The organism is Bacillus sp. YP1, from assembly GCF_000877815.1.
GTDB lineage: Bacteria > Bacillota > Bacilli > Bacillales > Bacillaceae > Bacillus > Bacillus subtilis.
Genome location: NZ_CP010014.1, coordinates 3,306,742 through 3,330,449, shown reverse-complemented (window position 1 = coordinate 3,330,449; position 23,708 = coordinate 3,306,742). Strand labels below are relative to the sequence as shown.

The 23,708-nt window shown below is 42.6% G+C and carries 19 protein-coding genes; 8 read left to right on the top strand and 11 right to left on the bottom strand.

What is annotated here, in order from left to right; translation table 11 throughout:
* Positions 1 to 981 carry a LacI family DNA-binding transcriptional regulator gene (locus QF06_RS16365; protein WP_043940208.1) on the bottom strand — a complete coding sequence of 327 codons (981 nt, stop codon included), beginning with the start codon at positions 979 to 981 and terminating at the stop codon, positions 1 to 3.
* 783 nt (positions 982 to 1,764) lie between these two features.
* Here QF06_RS16365 and pgsB point away from each other — a divergent pair.
* The 5 genes from pgsB to pgdS all read left to right on the top strand — a co-directional run bounded on the left by pgsB (position 1,765) and on the right by pgdS (position 6,135).
* Positions 1,765 to 2,946 (top strand): poly-gamma-glutamate synthase PgsB, encoded by a 1,182-nt coding sequence (pgsB, locus tag QF06_RS16360; RefSeq protein WP_003227883.1) that lies wholly within the window; start codon positions 1,765 to 1,767, stop codon positions 2,944 to 2,946.
* 14 nt (positions 2,947 to 2,960) lie between these two features.
* A complete protein-coding gene (gene pgsC / locus QF06_RS16355) occupies positions 2,961 to 3,410 on the top strand; it encodes a poly-gamma-glutamate biosynthesis protein PgsC (RefSeq protein ID WP_003227889.1) in 450 nt (149 codons plus the stop codon).
* Between the two features lie 18 nt (positions 3,411 to 3,428).
* A complete protein-coding gene (pgsA, locus tag QF06_RS16350) occupies positions 3,429 to 4,571 on the top strand; it encodes a capsular polyglutamate synthetase PgsA (RefSeq protein WP_003227891.1) in 1,143 nt (380 codons plus the stop codon).
* A gap of 14 nt (positions 4,572 to 4,585) precedes the next feature.
* A complete protein-coding gene (gene edmS / locus QF06_RS21505) occupies positions 4,586 to 4,753 on the top strand; it encodes an extrachromosomal elements maintenance protein EdmS (protein ID WP_003227896.1) in 168 nt (55 codons plus the stop codon).
* Between the two features lie 140 nt (positions 4,754 to 4,893).
* Positions 4,894 to 6,135 (top strand): gamma-DL-glutamyl hydrolase, encoded by a 1,242-nt coding sequence (pgdS, locus tag QF06_RS16345; RefSeq protein WP_082044618.1) that lies wholly within the window; start codon positions 4,894 to 4,896, stop codon positions 6,133 to 6,135.
* Between the two features lie 33 nt (positions 6,136 to 6,168).
* Here the strand turns inward: pgdS and ywtE are convergent, their stop codons facing one another.
* A complete protein-coding gene (gene ywtE, locus QF06_RS16340; protein ID WP_041850453.1) occupies positions 6,169 to 7,029 on the bottom strand; it encodes a 5-amino-6-(5-phospho-D-ribitylamino)uracil phosphatase YwtE in 861 nt (286 codons plus the stop codon).
* A gap of 155 nt (positions 7,030 to 7,184) precedes the next feature.
* The gene (gene tagT, locus QF06_RS16335; protein ID WP_015714819.1) at positions 7,185 to 8,153 is read right to left on the bottom strand and encodes a polyisoprenyl-teichoic acid--peptidoglycan teichoic acid transferase TagT; all 969 of its coding nucleotides are present in this window, start codon (positions 8,151 to 8,153) and stop codon (positions 7,185 to 7,187) included.
* Between the two features lie 332 nt (positions 8,154 to 8,485).
* Here tagT and QF06_RS16330 point away from each other — a divergent pair, with 332 nt between their 5' ends.
* On the top strand, positions 8,486 to 9,859 hold the full coding sequence (locus QF06_RS16330; protein WP_038429742.1) for a sugar porter family MFS transporter: 1,374 nt from the start codon (positions 8,486 to 8,488) through the stop codon (positions 9,857 to 9,859).
* 36 nt (positions 9,860 to 9,895) lie between these two features.
* On the opposite strand, the gene gerBC is transcribed toward QF06_RS16330, so the two are convergent.
* The 3 genes from gerBC to gerBA are packed head-to-tail and all read right to left on the bottom strand — an operon-like array spanning position 9,896 to position 13,580.
* A complete protein-coding gene (gerBC, locus tag QF06_RS16325) occupies positions 9,896 to 11,020 on the bottom strand; it encodes a spore germination protein GerBC (RefSeq protein ID WP_041850454.1) in 1,125 nt (374 codons plus the stop codon).
* Positions 11,017 to 12,123, bottom strand: coding sequence for a spore germination protein GerBB (gene gerBB / locus QF06_RS16320; RefSeq protein WP_041850455.1), 1,107 nt, complete (start codon positions 12,121 to 12,123; stop codon positions 11,017 to 11,019). Before gerBB ends, gerBC begins: the two co-directional genes overlap by 4 nt.
* A 5-nt stretch (positions 12,124 to 12,128) precedes the next feature.
* Positions 12,129 to 13,580, bottom strand: coding sequence for a spore germination protein GerBA (gene gerBA, locus QF06_RS16315; RefSeq protein WP_038829878.1), 1,452 nt, complete (start codon positions 13,578 to 13,580; stop codon positions 12,129 to 12,131).
* Positions 13,581 to 13,845: 265 nt separating this feature from the next.
* On the opposite strand from gerBA, the gene manA reads away from it, so the two are divergent.
* Together manA and lytD are read left to right on the top strand one after the other, a co-directional pair.
* Positions 13,846 to 14,796, top strand: a complete 951-nt coding sequence (manA, locus tag QF06_RS16310; RefSeq protein WP_041850456.1) for a mannose-6-phosphate isomerase, class I — start codon at positions 13,846 to 13,848, stop codon at positions 14,794 to 14,796.
* A 129-nt stretch (positions 14,797 to 14,925) separates the two neighbouring features.
* On the top strand, positions 14,926 to 17,568 hold the full coding sequence (gene lytD / locus QF06_RS16305) for a beta-N-acetylglucosaminidase LytD (RefSeq protein ID WP_041850457.1): 2,643 nt from the start codon (positions 14,926 to 14,928) through the stop codon (positions 17,566 to 17,568).
* Positions 17,569 to 17,606: 38 nt separating this feature from the next.
* Here the strand turns inward: lytD and QF06_RS16300 are convergent, their stop codons facing one another.
* The 5 genes from QF06_RS16300 to QF06_RS16280 form a co-directional block, all read right to left on the bottom strand.
* Positions 17,607 to 19,466, bottom strand: coding sequence for a CDP-glycerol glycerophosphotransferase family protein (locus QF06_RS16300; protein ID WP_015384814.1), 1,860 nt, complete (start codon positions 19,464 to 19,466; stop codon positions 17,607 to 17,609).
* Between the two features lie 18 nt (positions 19,467 to 19,484).
* Positions 19,485 to 20,654, bottom strand: a complete 1,170-nt coding sequence (locus QF06_RS16295; RefSeq protein ID WP_041850459.1) for a CDP-glycerol glycerophosphotransferase family protein — start codon at positions 20,652 to 20,654, stop codon at positions 19,485 to 19,487.
* A 3-nt stretch (positions 20,655 to 20,657) separates the two neighbouring features.
* The gene (locus QF06_RS16290) at positions 20,658 to 21,683 is read right to left on the bottom strand and encodes a ribitol-5-phosphate dehydrogenase (protein ID WP_003235523.1); all 1,026 of its coding nucleotides are present in this window, start codon (positions 21,681 to 21,683) and stop codon (positions 20,658 to 20,660) included.
* Positions 21,680 to 22,393: an IspD/TarI family cytidylyltransferase gene (locus QF06_RS16285; protein ID WP_003235520.1), complete on the bottom strand. Its 714-nt coding sequence runs from the start codon at positions 22,391 to 22,393 to the stop codon at positions 21,680 to 21,682. Before QF06_RS16285 ends, QF06_RS16290 begins: the two co-directional genes overlap by 4 nt.
* 88 nt (positions 22,394 to 22,481) lie before the next feature.
* Entirely contained in the window at positions 22,482 to 23,633 is a 1,152-nt protein-coding gene (locus tag QF06_RS16280) for a CDP-glycerol--glycerophosphate glycerophosphotransferase (protein ID WP_041850460.1), read from the bottom strand.
* Positions 23,634 to 23,708: the final 75 nt, after the last annotated feature.

The following is a 23,708-nucleotide window of genomic DNA, read 5'->3' as shown; positions in this document are numbered from 1 at the left end:
TTAATCTTCCTTTCTTGTCGTCTTTCTTCCTATATAGGTGACAGGCATTTGAATTGCCGTTTCTGCCAGCGGCTGTTTTTTGATGATACCCAAAAGCAGTTTGGCAGCTTCTCTCCCCATATCATATGCGGGCTGTTTAATTGTAGAAAGTGGCGGGAACAGAAGTCCGCTTTGCGGAATGTCATCATAGCCGATAATTTGAATGTCCTCCGGCACGTTTTTTCCGCGCCGCAATGCTTCATGTAAAACGGCAGCGGCTTGAATATCATTACTCGCGATCACACCATCTGTCGCTGGATAAGCGGCAAACAGCTCCTTCGCCATCGATTGTGCATCTTTAATTGAAAATGAAGCCGTCTTAATGACCTGAAAATCAACTTCAGCCTGCTTTAAGATTTCCAAAGCACCGTTAAATCGATCTTGAGCGGTCGGCAGGTGAGCGGGTCCTCTCAAGAGCGTAATGCGCTGGCTTTTTCCGTGAATGATAGCCTGAGCGGCTAACTTTCCTCCTGTATAGCCGTCACTGGACACAGAAGGAGCCCCTTCAAGTGTTCTGTCCAGAAAAACAACTGGATAATTCATGCCGCTGTATTCCTCGAGATCCGGGTAATTTGTTGCGGCAATAATGCCTGCGACATGATTTTGCTTAAAGGTTTGAAGGTATTCAAGTTCTTTTTTCAATTCCTCGTCACTGTTGCCGAAAATAAGGCGATAGCCTTCCCGGTTCAATTCATCCTCCGCACCGCGGGCAAGCTGGGGGAAGAAAGGGTTTGTGATATCCGGGAGCAAAAGTCCGATCAGTCGGGATTCTCTTTTATATAGAGATCTGGCGACTTCGTTCGGGTAATAGTTCAGCTTCGCCATCGCCGCTATGACACGCGTTCGCGTTTCTTCGTGTACATAGCCGTTATCATTCAGGACGCGGGAAACCGTCGCAACTGAAACGCCCGCCGCTCCGGCGACATCTTTAATTGTAGCCAAAACAGTTCCTCCTTGTTTATGTAACCGTTTACATAGATAGATTATCATGAACAATCCGAAGTTAGCAATAAAAATATCAAAAGAAATCTACTTGTAAATTGTATATATAATTGAAAAATTTAAGGTTTTCACTCTTTTTTTGACAAAGTCTTCACAAATATGGATGAAGATTTCTTGAACAAATATTAAGTTTTATTAAAATTGTTTCAAAGTCATGCGTTTAGACCTGTAAATGGTGAGAAACAGAAAAGACTATCATCCCAGAAAATGTTTAATTATGTTAGAGAATTCGGACTCGTATGTTTAGCGTTTTCATGGCTGGTCCCATTAGTCATTTTGGAATGGGCCTAATATTGCCGCTTCCATGCAGAAAGGATGACATTATGACCTTGTCCTTAAGAAACAGGATAAAACTATTTTGTGTTCATAAGAACCGGAAACACGCATGATAGCAGGAGATGCTTGATAACACAGGCTGAAAAAAAGATTGATTTGAAATGCATATTAAATACAAACAGCGGGGTGTGACTATACGTCCAGAAGGATATCAGGAGAAAAATGAAAGCGCATTCTCTTCGATTTTTAAAAAAAGTGATAAGGTGTAAGTCCTGCTGTTTTCCAAAAATAGAAAACAGTTTGTAGGTATAAAATCTCTTTCAAAAGAGAAGTTTGGCTTAGTCGATTAGGGAAGATTATGTTACATAATGCCGATTGAGAATTCATAGTGATTCTATATACTGATGAATGAATTTACAACAATATAGAAGGAGATGTCGAAAAGCAATGTGGTTACTCATTATAGCCTGTGCTGTCATACTGGTCATCGGAATATTAGAAAAACGACGACATCAGAAAAACATTGATGCCCTCCCTGTTCGGGTGAATATTAACGGCATCCGCGGAAAATCGACTGTGACAAGGCTGACAACCGGAATATTAATAGAAGCCGGTTACAAGACTGTTGGAAAAACAACAGGAACAGATGCAAGAATGATTTACTGGGACACACCGGAGGAAAAGCCGATTAAACGGAAACCTCAGGGGCCGAATATCGGAGAGCAAAAAGAAGTCATGAGAGAAACAGTAGAAAGAGGGGCTAACGCGATTGTCAGTGAATGCATGGCTGTTAACCCAGATTATCAAATCATCTTTCAGGAAGAACTTCTGCAGGCCAATATCGGCGTCATTGTGAATGTTTTAGAAGACCATATGGATGTCATGGGGCCGACGCTTGATGAAATTGCAGAAGCGTTTACCGCTACAATTCCTTATAATGGCCATCTTGTCATTACAGATAGTGAATATACCGAGTTCTTTAAACAAAAAGCAAAAGAACGAAACACAAAAGTCATCATTGCTGATAACTCAAAAATTACAGATGAATATTTACGTAAATTTGAATACATGGTATTCCCTGATAACGCTTCTCTGGCGCTGGGTGTGGCTCAAGCACTCGGCATTGACGAAGAAACAGCATTTAAGGGAATGCTGAATGCGCCGCCAGATCCGGGAGCAATGAGAATTCTTCCGCTGATCAGTCCGAGCGAGCCTGGGCACTTTGTTAATGGGTTTGCCGCAAACGACGCTTCTTCTACTTTGAATATATGGAAACGTGTAAAAGAAATCGGTTACCCGACCGATGATCCGATCATCATCATGAACTGCCGCGCAGACCGTGTCGATCGGACACAGCAATTCGCAAATGACGTATTGCCTTATATTGAAGCAAGTGAACTGATCTTAATCGGTGAAACAACAGAACCGATCGTAAAAGCCTACGAAGAAGGCAAAATTCCTGCAGACAAACTGCATGATCTAGAGTATAAGTCAACAGATGAAATTATGGAATTGTTAAAGAAAAGAATGCACAACCGTGTCATATATGGCGTCGGCAATATTCATGGTGCCGCAGAGCCTTTAATTGAAAAAATCCACGAATACAAGGTAAAGCAGCTCGTAAGCTAGGGGGAAATGCAGACATGTTCGGATCAGATTTATACATCGCACTAATTTTAGGTGTACTACTCAGTTTAATTTTTGCGGAAAAAACAGGGATCGTGCCGGCAGGACTTGTTGTACCGGGATATTTAGGACTTGTGTTTAATCAGCCGGTCTTTATTTTACTTGTTTTGCTAGTGAGCTTGCTCACGTATGTTATTGTGAAATACGGTTTATCCAAATTTATGATTTTGTACGGACGCAGAAAATTCGCTGCCATGCTGATAACAGGGATCGTCCTGAAAATCGCGTTTGATTTTCTATACCCGATTGTACCATTTGAAATCGCAGAATTTAGAGGAATCGGCATCATCGTGCCAGGTTTAATTGCCAATACCATTCAGAAACAAGGTTTAACCATTACGTTCGGAAGCACGCTGCTATTGAGCGGAGCGACCTTTGCAATCATGTTTGTTTACTACTTAATTTAATGTAAGGTGTGTCAAACGATGAAAAAAGAACTGAGCTTTCATGAAAAGCTGCTAAAGCTGACAAAACAGCAAAAAAAGAAAACCAATAAGCACGTATTTATTGCCATTCCGATCGTTTTTGTCCTTATGTTCGCTTTCATGTGGGCGGGAAAAGCGGAAACGCCGAAGGTCAAAACGTATTCTGACGACGTACTCTCAGCCTCATTTGTAGGCGATATTATGATGGGACGCTATGTTGAAAAAGTAACGGAGCAAAAAGGGGCAGACAGTATTTTTCAATATGTTGAACCGATCTTTAGAGCTTCGGATTATGTAGCAGGAAACTTCGAAAACCCGGTAACCTATCAAAAGAATTATAAACAAGCAGATAAAAAGATTCATCTGCAGACGAATAAGGAATCAGTAAAAGTCTTGAAGGACATGAATTTCACAGTTCTCAACAGCGCCAACAACCACGCAATGGATTACGGCGTTCAGGGCATGAAAGATACACTTGGAGAATTTGCGAAGCAAAACCTTGATATCGTTGGAGCGGGATACAGCTTAAGTGATGCGAAAAAGAAAATTTCGTACCAGAAAGTCAACGGGGTAACGATTGCAACGCTTGGCTTTACCGATGTGTCCGGGAAAGGTTTCGCCGCTAAAAAGAATACGCCGGGCGTGCTGCCCGCAGATCCTGAAATCTTCATCCCTATGATTTCAGAAGCGAAAAAACATGCTGACATTGTTGTTGTGCAGTCACACTGGGGACAAGAGTATGACAATGATCCAAATGACCGCCAGCGCCAGCTTGCAAGAGCCATGTCTGATGCGGGAGCTGACATCATCGTCGGCCATCACCCGCACGTCTTAGAACCGATTGAAGTATATAACGGAACCGTCATTTTCTACAGCCTCGGCAACTTTGTCTTTGATCAAGGCTGGACGAGAACAAGAGACAGTGCACTGGTTCAGTATCACCTGAAGAAAAATGGAACAGGCCGCTTTGAAGTGACACCGATCGATATCCATGAAGCGACACCTGCACCTGTGAAAAAAGACAGCCTTAAACAGAAAACCATTATTCGCGAACTGACGAAAGACTCTAATTTCGCTTGGAAAGTAGAAGACGGAAAACTGACGTTTGATATTGATCATAGTGACAAACTAAAATCTAAATAAACGGAGTGATAAAGATGAAATTTGTCAAAGCCATCTGGCCATTTGTTGCCGTAGCCATCGTGTTCATGTTTATGTCAGCTTTTAAATTCAATGATCAGCTGACAGATCAGGAAAAACAGAAGATTGATATGGAAATGAATAAAATCCAACAGCAGGAAGAACCGGTAAACGCCAATAAATAATTCAAAAAAGAGAGTGTCTGATGAGACACTCTCTTTTTATTTGCCCAGCATATTCATTCTGTAAAAATATCAAAAAGTCTCTTAACATATTCAAAAAAATACCGATGTTAAAACTGCAAAAAGAGGAGGAGATAATAAAAGTGAACACACTGGCAAACTGGAAGAAGTTTTTGCTTGTGGCGGTTATCATTTGTTTTTTGGTTCCAATTATGACAAAAGCGGAGATTGCGGAAGCTGATACATCATCAGAATTGATTGTCAGCGAAGCAAAAAACCTGCTTGGATATCAGTATAAATATGGCGGGGAAAAGCCGAAAAAGGGTTTCGATCCATCAGGATTGATACAATATGTGTTCAGTAAGGCTGATATTCATCTGCCGAGATCTGTAAACGACCAGTATAAAATCGGAACAGCTGTAAAGCCGGAAAACCTGAAGCCGGGTGATATTTTGTTTTTCAAGAAAGAGGGGAGCACCGGCACTGTTCCGACACATGACGCCCTTTATATCGGAGACGGCCAAATGGTTCACAGTACACAGTCAAAAGGGGTTATCATCACCAATTACAAAAAAAGCAGCTATTGGAGCGGAACTTATATCGGGGCGAGACGAATCGCTGCCGATCCGGCAACGGCTGATGTTCCTGTCGTACAGGAGGCTGAAAAATATATCGGTGTCCCATATGTGTTTGGCGGAAGCACGCCGTCAGAGGGCTTTGATTGCTCGGGGCTTGTGCAATATGTGTTTCAACAGGCACTCGGCATTTATCTGCCACGATCAGCCGAACAGCAGTGGGCAGTGGGCGAGAAGGTAGCCCCTCAGAACATAACGCCTGGTGATGTCGTCTATTTCAGTAATACGTATAAAACGGGAATTTCACATGCAGGCATTTATGCGGGCGCAGGCAGGTTCATTCAGGCAAGCCGGTCAGAAAAAGTAACCATTTCCTATTTGTCAGAGGATTACTGGAAATCGAAGATGACGGGTATTCGCCGATTTGACAACCTGACAATCCCGAAAGAAAATCCGATTGTTTCCGAAGCGACGCTTTATGTCGGAGAAGTGCCTTACAAACAGGGCGGAGTAACACCTGAGACAGGATTTGATACAGCTGGATTTGTCCAATATGTCTACCAGAAAGCAGCTGGTATTTCCCTGCCTCGATACGCAACAAGCCAGTACAATGCCGGAACTAAGATTGAGAAGGCGGACCTGAAGCCGGGAGACATTGTGTTCTTTCAATCAACAAGCTTAAATCCCTCCATCTATATCGGAAACGGACAAGTTGTTCACGTTACATTATCAAACGGCGTGACCATCACCAATATGAACACGAGCACATATTGGAAGGATAAATACGCAGGAAGTATACGGGTGCAATAAAAGAAAAAGACTCCAATCTCTGGAGTCTTTTCTTTATGCATATTGTCCTGAAAGAAGCTGGTCTATAAAGTAGGCCACACCATTTTCGTCATTGCTTTTTGTGACAAAGGTGCTTTTTTCTTTTAATTCATCAATCGCATTTTCCATGGCGATTCGGTGTCCGGCGACTTCAAACATGGACAAATCGTTTGGACTATCGCCGATCGCATAGATATCCTGTGTTTCAATTCCGTATATGTCAGCCAGCTTTGTTAACGCGCGTCCTTTTCCTGAAGAGGCCGGCAGGATTTCGATAATATGTTTTCCTGAAGAGGTTTGCGCCAGTTTTTTATGATGCTTCAGTTCTTCCTTCGCTTGTTTCAGCTTGTCCATATCAAAGGAGAAGCAAAGAAGCTTATAAATGTTTTCACCGCCGTCAAAAACCGATTCGATATGAGGGATTGGTTTAATGCCAAACTGTTTGAATTGAGTCATGGCTCCTTGCCACAAGTCATCCGTCTGCTCGTTTGGGTTTGCGCTCTTTAGAATGTCAAGCTCCGCGTGCAGCTTAGCTTCGCCGTCAAAAGGAGAAAGCAGATGGTCATCTGTATATACCTCAAAGTAAATGTTTTTTGAAAGTAAGTAATCAGCAATCGCTTTACCGGCTTCCTGATCCATTAATGTCCGGCTGATCAAACGGTAACCCGTGTCATGGATCGTGCCGCCATTAGCTGCAATGATAGGGATGTCCAAGTCATTCAGCAGCGCTTTTACATCAAATGTCGCTCTTCCCGTGCAAATGGTGACGAGGATGCCGGCATCAACGGCCCGCTTGATCGCCTCTCTGTTTTCCGCAGAAATGACGCTTTCTTTATTGAGTAATGTTCCGTCTAGATCAATCGCAATACATTTCATATGTAGGGGAACCTCCTTAAAAATGAAGCTGCTTCGTGTAGTATGTTCAGCTTGCCTGTGAAACATAATCCATATAAATTAAGGCTAATCGTTACTTTGATAATTTTCAATAAGGAAATATGTAAAACGGGATGGCGTAATCGCCATCCCGTTCATTATACACCTAAATCGTTTTGCAGCTCTTCTTTAACTTCCTGCAGCTTTTGCTGATTCAATTTGAAATAATAGACTCCGGCAGGTTCATAATCATAACCCGTCAGCTGAATAGACTCAACTGATTTCAATGAAGTGATGAACGGGAACAGGCCGATGGCATCTTTAAGAGATAAGTTCATTTTTAAATTTTGCCCCATCGTATCCACAATATCATCATAAGCCGGAATTGAGCTCAATGATTTTGATTTATCTATAATGGCGCTCAGCACTTCCATTTGTCTTTGCCCGCGTAAAAGGTCACTGTCCGCTTTACGTGTTCTTACGTAAGCGAGCGCTTCTTCACCATCAAGCGTATGTGTTCCTTTTTGGAGAACGACTTTACCTTTTGTATCTTTTTTGATTTGCTGAATGACTTTATCGCTTTTTACCGTTACTTTGACGCCATTTAACTCGTTTACGACGTCTTCAAAAGCCGTGAAATTGCTTTCTACGACATAATCGACGGGAATATCCAGCATTTGTTCAACTGTTTTCACAGTCAGGTCAACGCCGCCGTAGGCGTGAGCATGTGTGAATTTATCATACCCGTGGCCTGGGATATTTACATAGGCATCACGCGGAATGCTCAGCATTTTAGCTGTTTTTTCTTTCCGATTAAATGTAACCAGCACATTCGCGTCACTTCTTGCCTGATCGACGGTCTCGCCGTTTTTCTCCCTGGCATCAATTCCTAAGAGCAATACAGAAAATGAATCTTTTCCAGGATCAAATTCTTTGATCCGTTTTACGGATTGTTCTCCGCGTGCAAGGCTGACATGAGCTTCCTTAGAAGCATTGTTCAGCTTTACAAAAGCGTAGGCGCCGACAGAGCCTGCCGCAATGACTAGAAAAGCCATTAAACCGGCAACGACTTTCACCCATTTTCTCAGTTTTCTCTTTTTCTTTCTGCGTTGTGTTCGTTCTTCCATATATCAATACCTCACGTTTCTTTAATATTTGAAGCGTACCATTCTATTTGCCATGGGGCAACTCCTCGAAAGACATTTTTCGATAAATATTCCTATATTTATAAGTTCTTGTTTTTGAAAATTGATAATGATGATGTGCTGAATCACCTTATATTGGACGCCGCAGCAGGTAAAATGTTTCAGTGACATTGAAAAAAATACAAGTAAATGATTGGAAAACCTATGATCAGCAAAATAAAAAGGTTTAATAGCCGGAAAAAGAGGCTAAAAGATTTCTAAAAAAATCCCACAGACAATGTCATTGCAGCTGATGGAGAAAGGGAGTCATTTTTATGAAAAAGCAGTCAAATATATGGCTTTATTTTTTCGGAGCTCTTGGAGGCGCGTTATATGGCTATGATACCGGAGTGATTTCCGGAGCTATTTTATTTATGAAAAAGGAGTTAGGCTTAAACGCGTTTACAGAAGGTCTTGTTGTCAGCTCCTTGCTGGTTGGGGCGATATTAGGCTCAGGAGCAGCCGGCAAGCTGACTGACCGTTTCGGAAGAAAAAAAGCAATTATGGCAGCCGCGCTGCTGTTTTGTATAGGCGGTCTTGGTGTCGCACTGGCCCCAAATACGGGAGTCATGGTGCTGTTTCGCATCATTTTAGGACTTGCAGTCGGAACATCGACGACAATCGTGCCCCTTTATTTATCTGAACTGGCGCCAAAACATAAACGCGGGGCGCTGTCATCGCTGAATCAGCTGATGATCACGGTCGGCATCCTTCTTTCTTACATTGTCAATTACATATTTGCCGATGCCGAAGCGTGGCGCTGGATGCTTGGATTGGCTGCTGTGCCGTCATTGCTCTTGCTCATTGGCATTTTGTTTATGCCGGAGAGCCCGCGCTGGCTGTTCACGAATGGCGAAGAAAGCAAAGCAAAGAAAATTCTTGAAAAATTGCGTGGCACAAAAGATATTGATCAGGAAATACATGATATAAAAGAAGCGGAAAAGCAGGATGAAGGCGGTCTGAAGGAGCTGTTCGATCCATGGGTGCGCCCAGCGCTTATTGCAGGTTTGGGACTCGCTTTTTTGCAGCAATTTATCGGAACGAATACGATCATCTACTATGCGCCAAAGACCTTTACAAACGTCGGATTTGGAAACTCCGCTTCGATTTTAGGCACGGTCGGAATCGGCACAGTCAATGTTGTCATGACATTAGTAGCGATTAAAATCATCGACAAGATTGGAAGAAAGCCGTTATTGCTATTCGGGAATGCGGGAATGGTGATCAGCTTGATCGTTCTCGCTTTAGTAAATCTCTTTTTCGATAACACTCCGGCTGCCTCATGGACGACCGTCATTTGTTTAGGCGTGTTTATCGTTGTCTTTGCGGTCAGCTGGGGACCGGTTGTGTGGGTGATGCTTCCTGAATTGTTCCCCCTTCACGTCAGAGGAATCGGGACCGGTGTTTCGACCTTAATGTTGCACGTTGGGACACTGATTGTTTCACTAACCTATCCAATATTAATGGAAGCGATCGGAATCAGTTATTTATTCCTGATTTATGCCGCGATCGGTATCATGGCGTTCTTATTTGTTCGATTTAAAGTGACAGAGACAAAGGGAAAAAGCCTTGAAGAAATTGAGCAGGATTTACGGGACAAAAACGGACAGGGAGGAGCAGCCGGAAAACAGCAGACTGTCGGAACATAAAAAAGGGTGCGCGATCATGCGCACCCTTTTGATTGCTTACTTTCCCACCGTACCAAAGTTAATGATTTTAAAAGAAATATCGTACTTAAAATCAGCCTCAGAAAATATTTCATCCCAATGCCCTTTTACTTTATTCCAGTAGTTAGGGTGTTGAATCCTTATGTGGTCTGATAAAAAGACCGGATCGGTTTTATACTCGTGCTGCAGTTTATCCATTACCTGCTTTACGTCTCGTTCAAGCTTTTTCTCAAAAATGTTCTCCAGCCTGTGCAAATATCTTTTGCTAAAGGAGTTTTCATTCGGGTTTTGGTCTTCTGTCAGGATGCCCTTTGTTTTAACAGAAATCTGAAAGACAGGCTTTCCGTTTTCAATGACGGGCTTAATTTTCGTTTTCGACTTTTTAATTTCAAACGTAATCGGATGTCCTTTATCTGTCGTTGGCATGACACCGCCTTGGATCGTCCCCATGACCCATGTCAGTGTTTGGGTTTCATCAGCTGAAAGAAACCCAACGAGTTTATTGCTGCCTCTTTTGATAACGCCTGAACCGTCATACTTGGCTTTTCCCTTTTGGTTTTTCACGGCTTGAATAAGATAACTGTACCCGTTCTGAGAGTATATAGATGCTCTGCCGATGCGCAGCGGTATCATAATCTTACCGTTATATCCGCTGTGAGTTGTCAAATCAATCAGTTTTTCTGAGGGCATCGGCTGCTGCTGATTGGGGTTTCCTTTTGTGAAAACATCAGCTGCATTCCCTCGGGCTGCCATCAAATAGCTGCTTCGCCGCAGCTCATCATCCCGGATAAAGTGGTTGAAGACTTGGTCTACATTTTGATTCCTCATCAGTTTTTCTCCCAAAAGAATCACTTTTAAATGATCGCTATAAACAGGAGGGTCCTTGATGGATACGTCACTGACTGCTTCCAGGATCGTTTTCCCGTAGGACGTCACATTAACAAATTCGGGTTTTCCGGATGATTGGCTGTCTTCGCTTTGGGGAAGAAGGTTTTGATACGTCAGTTTGTACTGGTGATCATCTGTCTCATCAATCGCCAGCCCTCTGGCAAAGGATAGTTTCTCAATATTTTTAACATCCCAGCACCCGCAGAGAACCTGCAGCATTAGAAACATGACTGCGAGTTTTGTTGCTGTTTTCATTGCAGCTGACTCCTCCCAAGTTTTTTCTGTACCCAGCTTAAAAGCCAGACGAAGAATGGAATTGCAATCACAATTAAGAAAGCATATCCAAGAAGCGTCCCGTAATAAAACACGTCATTCAAGTCCTTGGGATACATCGTTATGAAAAACGTCGCAACCAGCATTGCAGTCAGCAGCCAAGCATTGTTTTTATTTTTTAGATGAAAGATTTCCGTTAACCCGATATGGGCGCCTTTGAAGGATCCGAGCATACAGGTAAATTGCTGAGCTGTCCAGGTCAGCTGTAAGAACAAATCAAATCGTTCAATAAAAATACCCGGAACCTCTAATGCGTGGATGAGGGAAATGGTCGGCCATGTCACCGTTTTTGCCTCAGCCACAGTCATACAGCCAATCACAATGAACAAAGTAATGCTGTAGAACACTGTAGAAGTCCCGATCCCAAAAGCAACAGCCTTTTTCGCTTGCTTTGGATCTCTCATAAATGGGACGAGATAAAAGATGATTTCAAATCCTGAGAAATATAAAAGTGTTTTTGGGAATAAAGAGAAAAAACTTTGATAGCCTCCTTCAAAAACAGGCCGGATAAAATCGAACTGGAACAAGCGAAAGCTGAACATCAGAAGCATCATAAAAATAATAAGGGTTATAGGAAAAATATAAGCGTATACTTTTGCAATTGAATAAACGCCTCCGCCCACATGATAGATGGCAACTGCAAGAAATATAAACACAACAACTGCCATTGGCGTGTTTTTCAACAAAAAGAATCCGACAACCTCTCCCAAAATCCGAGCTTGAAAGCAAACAATCCCAATGAAATATAGACAGATATATAAATTCAATAGAAAGCCGATGAATTTTCCAGCTACAATGCTGTTGAGCTTAAAAAGAGTTTTTTCGCTGTTTTTTTGAAGGAAAGGCAAAAAAAGCAGAACAATGATAATAAAAATAACGCCCTGCAGCAGTATCATAAGCCATCCGCTCGGACTGCCGGTTTCGGCAGCTGAGCGGGGAAGGGTTAGAACCCCGGCACCGATCAGTGTGCTGCTGATCATAATGAGCGTCTGCATAAATGTCAGTTTATGCTCTGATTTCCTCATAGCCATCACCTTTGTCTGATGTTATCTTCGGGATCGTTTCGTGTCGGTCTTCTTTTTAAAAACATCGTGGGAATACGGATGACTGTGTCTTTCAAATCCTGTCCAGGCTGCGCCATGATCGGGATAATGTAATCCTGTCCAAAGCTTTTCAGGCGCATGAGATGGCCGATCACAAACAGATAAACCATTATAACGCCATACATGCCAAGCGCTGTTGCACTTATCATAACCCCGATCCGAATGATCCGCAGCGGAAAGTTATAGGCGTATGAAGGAACGGTAAAGGATGCCAGTGCTGTGACAGAAACGACAATGACCATAAGCGCACTGACAATTTGTGCCTGAACAGCTGCCTGTCCGATGACGACCCCGCCGATAAGGCCAATTGTCTGTCCAATCGGCTTAGGCAGCCTTAATCCGGCTTCTCGAATCAATTCGATCGTAAAGATCATGATAAAGGCCTCTATAAAAGGCGGGAACGGTACGTTAAGCCTGCTGCCTGCAATGGAAATGGCCATTCTAGTCGGCAACAGCCCGGTGTGAAAAGAAACGAGAGAAATATACAGACCGGGCAAATAAATGGTGATCAGGATGCTGGAATAACGAAGAAGGCGTACAAGTGACATTGGGATCCAGCGCTGGCTGTAATCATCGGGCGAATGAATAAATTCGTCAACCGTAGCCGGTACAATCAAAGCAAACGGCGTACCATCCACTAATATGGATACTCGTCCTTCTAATAGAGCAGCCTCTACACGATCTGGCCGTTCTGTACTTAAAATCGTGGGGAAAATTGAAAATGGTTCGTCTTCAATCAGCTGTTCAAGCGTCCCCGATTCCGGCAAATTATCTATATTGACTGATTTCAGCCTTTTAAACACTTCTTTGACGACATAATCGGGGGCGATATCCTGAATATAAGCGACAGCGATTTTCTTTTTCGTCCTTTTTCCGAGTGTCATTTCTTTGATGACAAGATTAGGGTCACTCGTCCGTTCACGTATAAGCGCCGTGTTTGTCCGCAGCTTTTCAATAAATCCTATTTTAGGGCCGCGTTCCACGACTTCGGAGGAGGGTTCATCAAGACTGCGTGTTGCGACTGACTTTGTGTCGAAAGCTAATCCTCCGCGATAGCCATCAGCGAGCAAAATGGCTTGACCTGAAAAAACGAGTTGCTCTATTTCTTTCATTGTAGAAACAACGCTGTGGTGAAAGCCGAAAAAAAAGGCGGATAAGTCTTCAATCGAGCTTTCCTTATGGGCTAACGCCTCTTTTTGTAAAGGAGAAATGACGTATTGCGCCAGCATTTTATTCTCTGTCAGACCGTCAATATACAGTAAACACGCCTTTTGTCTGCTATCTCCGAAAGCAAATGTATAAAACATCATATCGTCGTTTTGTCCCAATGTTTTTTTCAGTGTGTTTAAATTGTTCTGGAGATCAGAGTCGATTTGCATAGTTTCTCTCCTTCGTAAACAGATTGACGGTTTTTATTAATTTGTATCAAAAAAGGAGAATTATTCTTATCGAGGAAAAGGCTGAAACAAAGCTTCTTTTCGACGTGATATAATAGATAGGAAGCGTTTTCTTTGAAGGGGTAGTGAAAAGATGATGCTTTGTACATATGTTGTCATCGGAAAAAAGACAGCTTATACGGGCGTTTGTAAGAGGGGCGCACCGGGAAAATGATGATCAGTTATTTACAGGGGAGGGGTACGGATCATGACGCAATCACCGATTTTTCTAACGCCTGTGTTTAAAGAAAAAATCTGGGGCGGAACCGCTTTACGAGATAGATTTGGATACAGTATTCCTTCAGAATCAACGGGGGAATGCTGGGCCATTTCCGCTCATCCAAAAGGACCGAGCACTGTTGCAAATGGCCCGTATAAAGGAAAGACATTAATCGAGCTTTGGGAAGAGCACCGTGAAGTATTCGGCGGCGTAGAAGGGGATCGGTTTCCGCTTCTGACAAAGCTGCTGGATGTGCGGGAAGATACGTCAATTAAAGTTCACCCTGATGATTACTATGCCGGAGAAAACGAAGAGGGAGAACTCGGCAAGACGGAATGCTGGTACATTATCGACTGTAAGGAAAACGCAGAAATCATTTACGGGCATACGGCCCGCTCAAAAACCGAACTTGTCACAATGATCAACAGCGGTGACTGGGAGGGCCTGCTGCGAAGAATCAAAATTAAACCGGGTGATTTTTATTATGTGCCGAGCGGAACGCTGCATGCATTGTGCAAGGGGGCCCTTGTTTTAGAGACTCAGCAAAATTCAGATGCCACATACCGGGTGTACGATTATGACCGGGTTGATAGCAACGGAAGTCCGAGAGAGCTTCATTTTGCCAAAGCGGTCAATGCCGCCACGGTTCCCCATGTGGACGGGTATATAGATGAATCGACAGAATCAAGAAAAGGAATAACCATTAAAACATTTGTCCAAGGGGAATATTTTTCGGTGTATAAATGGGACATCAATGGCGAAGCTGAAATGGCTCAGGATGAATCCTTTCTGATTTGCAGCGTGATAGAAGGAAGCGGTTTGCTCATGGATGAGGACAAAACATGTCCGCTCAAAAAAGGCGATCACTTTATTTTGCCGGCTCAAATGCCCGATTTTACGATAAAAGGAACTTGTACCCTTATCGTGTCTCATATTTAAACTTAATCTCACTTCGAGATTAAGTTTTTTTTATTAGAAAATGGAAGTGATTCACCTATAAATGAAGCATGCGCGTGCCGATAAATAAACTAGTTTTATATACTCATAGAATAAGAAAGAGGAGAAGGAATGAAAAAGAGACTAATCGCACCTATGCTTCTATCCGCCGCGTCCCTTGCCTTTTTTGCCATATCTGGTTCTGCCCAGGCAGCCGCGTATACCGACTACTCACTATATAAAGTAGAGCCGTCGAATACGTTCAGTACAGAAAGCCAAGCCTCACAAGCTGTCGCCAAACTGGAAAAAGATACTGGCTGGGATGCATCCTATCAGGCTTCAGGCACAACAACGACCTACCAAATTTCCGCCTCAGGCATTCATAGCGAATCAGAAGCGAAAGCAATACTGAGCGGACTCGCCAAACAGACATCGATTACAGGAACGTCAAGTCCTGTTGGAAGCAAACAGCCATATGTCACCATCTCTTCAGGTGCCATCTCCGGAGAAAAACAGGCCAACACTATCCTAGCAAAGCTGAAACAGGAGACGGGAGTGGCTGGCGCTGTAAAAGCTTACGGAGCAGCTCAGCCCTATATGAACGTCATGACATCAGACATTGCTGATGAGACAAAAGTCAAGGCGCTTATCCAGAGCCTGGCCAAGCAAACGGGGATTAAAAGCTCGTATCAGCCCATCACACACACGGTGTCTGTCACAACCATTCAGTCTGGCACAATCGTGGGAGACAGCAGAGCAGCGCAGATCAAAAACGCCTTCCAAAAGGAATCTGGGCTGCAGGCATCATTAAAGGAAACAGTGAAAGGGCAAGCCTATTATACGTTCACAACTGCTGCCATTTCAGGTGAAGCGAATGCCAAGATTCTATTGCAGCAGCTGAAACAGAGCACTGGCATCACAGGCAGCTACAAGTCCATCAATCAAAAAACAACCGTTGAGTCATACAATGTCCAATCAGCTTATTTCAAAGGGCTGAATACAGTAAAGGATGCCATCAGCCAAATCAAGAAAAACACCGGCGTATCCGGCAGTTATCAACAGGTTGGAAAAAGCACATCATATACCGTGAATATGAAGGGTATAACAAAACAGCAGCTCCAAAAAATAGACACTTTCTTTAAAAAGAAAAAATGGCATTACACGTCATCCAGCGTCAAAAAAACGACAACGTCTGCAGCTTATCAAATCACGACGGCAAAGATTTTAGGCGAGCAGCAAGCAAACAAAGCAGCAGCCTTCTTTGCTCAGAAAAAAGTAAAAGCTGCAAAAACAGCAGCTGGATCAACAGCAGAAAATCAATATCAGCTCATCTCAGAAGAAACATCAGATCAAGCAAAAGTCACAAAGGGCTTGAACATATTAAAGCAAAATCAGCTGAGTGCTTCTGCGAAATCCGTCAAAAAACAAATAGCTGACACGTTTAAAATCACAACCGAATCTCTGTTTGATCAAACGAAAGTCAATCAGGCACTCACGTTTTTCAAATCAAATCATATATCAGCAGCAAGCCAGAAAACCGGTCAGACAGCTGCGAGCAGCTACCAAATCACAACTGAAGCTATCATCAGCCAAGAAGAGATTGACCGCGTTTTAACATTTTTCAAGCAAAATAAAATCGCAGTCACAACATCAAAAACAGGCCAGACTGCATATACACAATACAAAATCGTGACAACACAGCTCAGCAGCAAAACAGCATTGAACAATGGGTTAACCTATCTTAAATCGAAAAGTGTAACCCCGAGCTATACAACGAAAAGCAATACGCTTTATAAAATCAGCGTAAATGAGCAGTTCACAGGCAATAATACAGCTGCTGCGGCATCAACGAAGCTAAAACAATTATACGGATGGACATCATCTATCGTGAAGATCAAAAACGGCCCGCAAATCATGAAAACAAATTACAATCTCTCGCTTCGTGATATGGTCCAAAAACAAATGACAGTAAGTCCGCAAACAGACGGAGCGGCTTACGTATCGCTCACGTACATTAATACAGCAACATCAACCGTTACGGCTGATGTACTAAATATCCGGTCAACGCCGGAAGTCAGCCCGACAAACGTGATCGGCCAATTTAAAAAAGGCGATAAAGTGAAAATCATCGGACAGATAAACGGCTGGGCTAAGATCAATTTGGGCTGGCGAAACGCAAGCAGTGATGAAGTAGTTCAATACGTGGATCCGAATAACTTTTCCAGAGACAGCAAATACTACTTCCAATTTCTCAAGCTGTCACAGACAGCGGGCCTCAGCGTTACTGAGGTCAATCAGAAAGTGCTTGCGGGTAAAGGCATCCTGACAGGGAGAGCAAAGGCATTTATCGATGCCGCCAATCAATATAGCATCAACGAACTGTATTTAATCTCACACGCTCTTCTGGAAACAGGAAACGGGACATCCGCTTTAGCCAATGGATTAACCTATAACGGAAAGACCGTATACAACATGTATGGAATTGGAGCATACGACAGCAATCCGAATTACTACGGAGCCAAATATGCGTACGAACAGGGCTGGTTCACACCAGAAGCGGCCATTATCGGCGGAGCTAAATTCATAGGCTCATCGTATATCCACAACACAGCTTACAATCAGGACACACTGTACAAAATGAGATGGTCAGCTACAGCGACACATCAATACGCAACAGACATCGGCTGGGCGTACAAACAAGTAAACCGCATGTACAGCCTGTATTCATTGCTGGACGGCTATACACTTTACTTTGATGTTCCGGAATATCGATAAAAAAAACACCTTTTGCGGCTGCAAAAGGTGTTTTTGATTTATCTTTTAAGAACCTTATCCTCTGATGGCTCTTCTTCCTGAGGGAAAACAATTTGATCGACGACTCGCTCACTTGCTTTTCCATCAAGATCATCGAAGAAATAATGAACAAATGAATCAATTTGCTCAAAGTTATACTTCTCTTCTTTAATGATCGAAATCATTTGCTCAGACGTTTTCGCAAGAGGGCCAGGAATAAAGTCAAAGTAATCGTAATAGAAATCACGTTTGCGAATATAATCATCTACATCATAGCTGAAGAAGATCATTGGTTTATTTAATAAAGCATACTCAAAGCAAACAGAAGAGTAATCCGTTATCAGAATATCTGTTACGAGCAATAGCTCGTTAATTTCCCTGAACGAAGAGAAATCATAAAAGAAATCGCTGTACTGATAAGGTATATTGGCATCGTTTCGTACGAATGGATGAATTTTGAATAAGAAGATATATTCATCCTTTAACTCTCGATACAGACGGTCAAAATCAAGCACTTCAAAAGGATAATGAGCTGATTGCTGACCGTTTCCGCGGAAGGTTGGAGCAAAAAGAATGACCTTTTTGTCCTTTAGAAACGGATATTCCGTGTAAAGGCGTTCTTTTACAAATGCCTTCTTCGCTTCATCAAAGAAAAAGTCTGTTCGCGGTACGCCCGTAGCAATGACGTTCTCAATATCTACCCCAAAGCCCTCTGCGTAGTGCTTCCGTATATTTTCAGAGCTGACAATAACCTTCGTGTAGTTTCTATGGTTTTTCGAATGCGGTGACGGTCCTCCTGGCAGACCGATTCGGCTGTAGCCGAATGTCTTAAAGGCGCCGACAGCATGCCACAGCTGGACAAGGTCCGCATTTTTACGGATTTTTAACGGATAAATAATCGGATAAAAATCATCTATAAAAATGATTTTGCTTGTCGCAAAATGATAAGCCATCGACATCAGTTCAGACAGGCTTTTTCTATCTCGAATGCTGCTCTTTAAGAAAAATTTGAAATCAAAATTTTCTTCACGTTTCAGCAGCTCTTCATAAACAAATTCGAAGTTTCCTGTCATATCAAGCCGGCTGTCAGAAGCAAAGACAATTTTATTAGACTTAATTGGAAGCAGGCGGAATACATCATAAGCAAAATGGAATAAGCTTGTATTCAGCTTGCGCAAAAAGCGGTTTGCCTCTTTTCCAGTATCCAGCTCCAAAAGGCTCGGATCAATTTCCTGCAGTTTGTTGCAAGACAAATTAATCGTCTTTTCGCCCTCATCATAATTAACGATTAAATTGAACTTCATCAGCTTTTTAGCAGAATGAAATTCCATTTTTGTGGCATACACATCATTAGAAAGGAAATTACTTACATTTCCGACTGTATGCACTTCCTGATGTTTTACATTTTGGTCATCTACAGCTTCAATCTCGAGAAACAGCTTATACTCGCCTTGCGGAAGAGGTTTGTCATTCATCAGCTTAGAAAAGTTAATCTGCTGTGAAAATCCTGCCCACTTATAGGCTCCAGGCACATTTGAAGTATCAATTGACAGCTTATCTACCGGAACATCCCGCAGTGAAACAGCTGTAAATAAAACACCGTTGTTCACCAATAATAAACGTTTTCGAACCTGATCCTCTTTTTGAAGCGGCAGGCCCTTGATATACATATAACCCGCAATTTTTAGAATTGACCCATTCCAAGAAAACTCAGAAATCTTTCTGACAGGGACTTGCTGGTTTTCTTCAATTCGCTTCGTTTTATCAAATAGAGAAAAAACCCTGTTATCAGCTGGATGGACAATGACAGCTGCATTTTCTTTTTGCGTTTTCTTTTTTGATCTGAAAAGTCTGTTCTTAATCTTTCTTGCCAGCTTCACTTTGTACCTCACTTTCTCCTAATCGGCACCAGATGTTAAAAATGATGAAATAAAATCGGCTACCCGCTCTGAAGATTTGCCGTCCTGATGGGTGATAAATGCCTGTGAAAAATCTTCAATACGTTTCGTATCAGCCTCGTGATCACTCTCGATATCGTGTACAAGCGATGGAACGTCTTTCGAAATCGGCCCGGGTACAAACGATTCAAACGGGTAGTAGAAATCACGTTCTTCCAAGTAGTCTTCTAAATCCGGGCAGTAAAAATACATCGGACGTTTCAGCAGGCTGTACTCGAAAATAACTGAAGAATAATCGGTTATCAGCCCATCAGAGATTGCCATCAAATCGTACAAAGAGTACGAATCAGTTAAATCCAGCACAAAATCATCCTCTTCCGTGTGCGCATGTTTGCGCATATACGGATGAAGATGGAGGATCACGACATAATCTTTATGGTTTAGCGCCGATTTTAATTGTAGCAGATCAAGCGGTATAGCGTCACCCTCTTGATGATGTCCGCTGCCTCGAAAAGTAGGAGCATACAAAAGCTTTTTTTTATGCTTCAGTTCAGGATAAACCCGATGAAACTCATCCAGTACAGTGCGAATATGTTCCTTATGATAAAAATAATCCGTTCTTGGAATGCCGAGCGGCAAAATCTGCTTTTGCTCCATTTGAAAGGCTTCGGCGAAATGCGGAACGGCAGCGGGTGCACTGACAATGGCATAATCATAGTTTGAATGCACGGGAACAATCTTCAAATAATCAGAAGAAGGGCCGAACGGCTTGTTCACAATGCTGTAGCCAAATTTTTTAAACGCGCCGCAAGCATGCCAAAGCTGGATGGCAACAGTTTCCTTTCGTTTTGGCACAACATACAAAGGAAAATAATAATCATCCAACAAAAGCACGCGGCATGTTGCAAGGTGATATAACGAGCTGAAAAGATGAAGCAAATATGCAGCTCGTCCGATCAGCCCCTTATCCATCTTGCGGAACAGCAGGGTGATGCGAAGAGTTGGATCTTGCTTCAGCTTTTCATAGACACCTTTAAAATTATCACTTAAATGATCCTCACGATAGGAAGCTATGACAATTTTGTTGTGCTGTACTGGTAATAAAGCGCTCAATAGTTTATAAGCAGTGCCGAATACTCCTTTTACAATTTGCGTAAGGAATGTTTTCACTGTTTAAATTTCCCATTCAATAACAGTTTTTCCCCAAGATGAAGTCAAATCTGCTTCAAACGCGTTTGTAATTTCCTCAATACTGCGTACCGGGAAGCGTCCGCCAACTAATGTTTCTAAATAATCAACGACTTCAGGGTATTGAGCTAAAAAGTCTACAGTACGGGCAAAATCCTCGCGTCCGCTTCGGCTACTGCCGATCAGCGTAATCCCTTTTTCAAGCACCATTCTTGTTTCAATTTCAACAGGGTATTCAGATACGCCTAAGAGCGCTACACACGCTTCAGGATGGACATGGGCAATGATTTGCTCAATTGCGCTTTCACTGCCGCGTCCGCCCACGCATTCAAAGGCATGATCGATTCTGACATCTTCAGGAATGTCGTTAATTTGATAAGCTGCATCAACAAAAGAAAAATGATCAAGCTTGTAAGGTGTTTTTCCGAAAATAAACACCTTGCTGTCTGGATATTTTTTCTTCAGTAGAAGCGTCATGATAAATCCGAGATTTCCGTCCCCCCAGACACCGAATGTGTCACGCTTCTTATGCGCCATGCGCTCAAAGCGGGAAAGCGCGTGAACTGCAATTGTAATAAGCTCAGTGAAGGCTGCGACATGCGGATTAATGCTGTCTGGAAGCTCAACAAGCCGATCAGGCGCCATGAACATATAATCCTGCATAAATCCATCATAACCGCTTGAACGGAATCTGCTGGACCGCAGGTAATTCTCCGCGATGACTTCATGCTCTTCAACCGGTGTATTTGGCACCATAACCACCCGGGTTCCGACTTTAAATGTGCCTGTCGGATCAAACATGACTTTTCCGATTCCTTCATGGATCAGAGCCATTGGCAGTTTTTTGTCCATCGCTTCTTTGCCGCGTGAGCCAGTATAATAACGCTGGTCTGCAGCACAGATGGATAAATGGGTAGGACGGACGACGACCTTATCTGAATGGACAACTTTATCTTTATATGTCACTTCAAATTGTCGGGCAGAAACTAAACGATATGTTTGATTAATCATTGTGAAATTCGCTCCTGTAAAATGGCATTAGCCACTTTTAAGTCATATGGTGTCGTTACTTTAATGTTAAAGACTTCACCGCGGACCAGCTTCACTTTTTCACCTGCTAACGAGCAGATCTTGCAAGCGTCAGTAAGGACAGCTTTTTGCTCATCGGACAGTTTATTATAAAGCTCGACCAATTTGCTGATCCGGAAGCTTTGCGGTGTTTGCCCCTGATACATGTTATCGCGGACAGGGATATCAGAAATAAATTCCTGGTCTTCTGAAGCAATAATTGTATCAATGGCTGAGATAACAGTATCAACCGCGCCGTATTGAAGAACAGCATCAATGTTTTCATCGATAATGCGATGAGTGAGAAACGGACGCACAGAATCGTGAGTGATGATCACGTCATCATCCTGAATACCGAATTCTTTTTCAATATAGCGGATGCCGCTCATAATAGATTCATTACGGTCGCTGCCGCCTTCAACGACAATCAGGCGATCATCCTGCCCGATGAATTTCTTTAAAATGTCTTTTGTATGGTTAATCCACTCTTTAGGGGAGACGATTAAAATCTTATCGAAACGGTCATTTAATAAAAACTTTTCAACCGTATGAATGATAATTGGGCGTTTATTTAACGGCAAAAACTGTTTTGGCATATTGACGTTCCCCATGCGGGAACCTTTTCCACCGGCTAGAATCTCAGCATAAATCATAAAATGACTCCTTCCTTACTACAACTCATAATGTTTTATAAAAGGTTTTCATATTATTTGCAATACCGATCTCTATTATATATAAAGATCAGCTTGATTTCTCATTTACATAGCTTAAAAGCAGCTTGCTGGCATTCCCTCTCGAGTACAGATTCCATTCACGTGAAAAGCGCTCCACTTCAGCTTGAAGCCTGTTCATATCTTTCAGCTGGTCCAAGAGCATTCCTGAATCACGGCAAGGAACTCCGGGGATTACCTCTGTATAATGACGGATTAAACCGCGGGTTCTGTTGTAAGCCTCCATATCATACGTATAAAACAAAATGGGTTTGTCCAGCAAAGCAAATTCAAAAGGGACAGAAGAATAATCTGATATTAACAGATCACTCATTTTTAAAAGGTCTGCAAGAGGGAGGTCTGATACGTCTTTTATCCACGCACTATCCCCATGCAATTGAGCATATTGCTTCATAACAGGATGAAGTTTTACTGCAAGTAAATATTCTCCTTTTAAATCATGCTGCAGCTGTTTTTCTGAAAATGGCAGCGAAAAGCTTTCAAACTGATGATCCCTAAAGGTTGGCGCATACAGGATGATTTTTTTCTCTGCCGGCAGGTGATATTTGCTTTTAAGGTCACTGCTGTTTTCCTTCACCTCATAGTAAGCATCGGTTAAAGGCACGCCAAACCGAAGAAATTTATCACCTTTTATATCGAAGAATTCCTTGAATATGTCAGCCATATGTTCAGAACCGACGACAATCCGGTCAAATGAAGCATACACTTTGCGAAAGCGTCTCACGTCAGCCCGCGAACGATTCTGTGTGTTGATATCCTTTAACCCAAATCGTTTAAACGCTCCATTCGCATGCCAAACTTGGATACACTCGATATCAGGTCTGCAGGTCAAAACGGTTGTCAAAACAAAATAGTTATCAACAATCACAGCTTTACTGCTCAGCATAGAAAAGACCGCTTTATATATATGAAGCGGGTGTTTTTCGTTAATAACTGAAACAGTAAGCTCAGGAAATTCTGTTTCCAGCGATTTGGCATGCTGGGTCAGAAGTACATGAATGGGAAATGAGTAGTGTCCCATCTGATATTCCTTTAATATTGCCCGGGCATTATCAGGAAAGGAAACAAGAAGGGTCACTTGACTTCCCGGTTTGACCCAAAACAGCAATGCGCCGATGACTTTGATGAACACATAGTAAAAAAACGCAAACCAGGATTTCAATCTGTCATCAGCTCAAAACGGCTGCCACGGATTGTCGGCAGGCACAGTGAAAGATTCATGCATTTCATTACATAC

Bases quoted from the DNA above. Each gene is read 5' to 3' on its own strand.
- gerBB (WP_041850455.1), bottom strand. From the start codon at position 12,123: ATGAGGAAATCAGAGCATAAACTGACATTTATGCAGACGCTCATTATG.
- ywtE (WP_041850453.1), bottom strand. From the start codon at position 7,029: ATGAAATGTATTGCGATTGATCTAGACGGAACATTACTCAATAAAGAA.
- pgsA (WP_003227891.1), top strand. From the start codon at position 3,429: ATGAAAAAAGAACTGAGCTTTCATGAAAAGCTGCTAAAGCTGACAAAA.
- manA (WP_041850456.1), top strand. From the start codon at position 13,846: ATGACGCAATCACCGATTTTTCTAACGCCTGTGTTTAAAGAAAAAATC.
- QF06_RS16290 (WP_003235523.1), bottom strand. From the start codon at position 21,683: ATGATTAATCAAACATATCGTTTAGTTTCTGCCCGACAATTTGAAGTG.
- gerBC (WP_041850454.1), bottom strand. From the start codon at position 11,020: ATGAAAACAGCAACAAAACTCGCAGTCATGTTTCTAATGCTGCAGGTT.
- edmS (WP_003227896.1), top strand. From the start codon at position 4,586: ATGAAATTTGTCAAAGCCATCTGGCCATTTGTTGCCGTAGCCATCGTG.
- gerBA (WP_038829878.1), bottom strand. From the start codon at position 13,580: ATGCAAATCGACTCTGATCTCCAGAACAATTTAAACACACTGAAAAAA.
- QF06_RS16330 (WP_038429742.1), top strand. From the start codon at position 8,486: ATGAAAAAGCAGTCAAATATATGGCTTTATTTTTTCGGAGCTCTTGGA.
- lytD (WP_041850457.1), top strand. From the start codon at position 14,926: ATGAAAAAGAGACTAATCGCACCTATGCTTCTATCCGCCGCGTCCCTT.
- QF06_RS16285 (WP_003235520.1), bottom strand. From the start codon at position 22,393: ATGATTTATGCTGAGATTCTAGCCGGTGGAAAAGGTTCCCGCATGGGG.
- pgsC (WP_003227889.1), top strand. From the start codon at position 2,961: ATGTTCGGATCAGATTTATACATCGCACTAATTTTAGGTGTACTACTC.
- pgsB (WP_003227883.1), top strand. From the start codon at position 1,765: ATGTGGTTACTCATTATAGCCTGTGCTGTCATACTGGTCATCGGAATA.
- tagT (WP_015714819.1), bottom strand. From the start codon at position 8,153: ATGGAAGAACGAACACAACGCAGAAAGAAAAAGAGAAAACTGAGAAAA.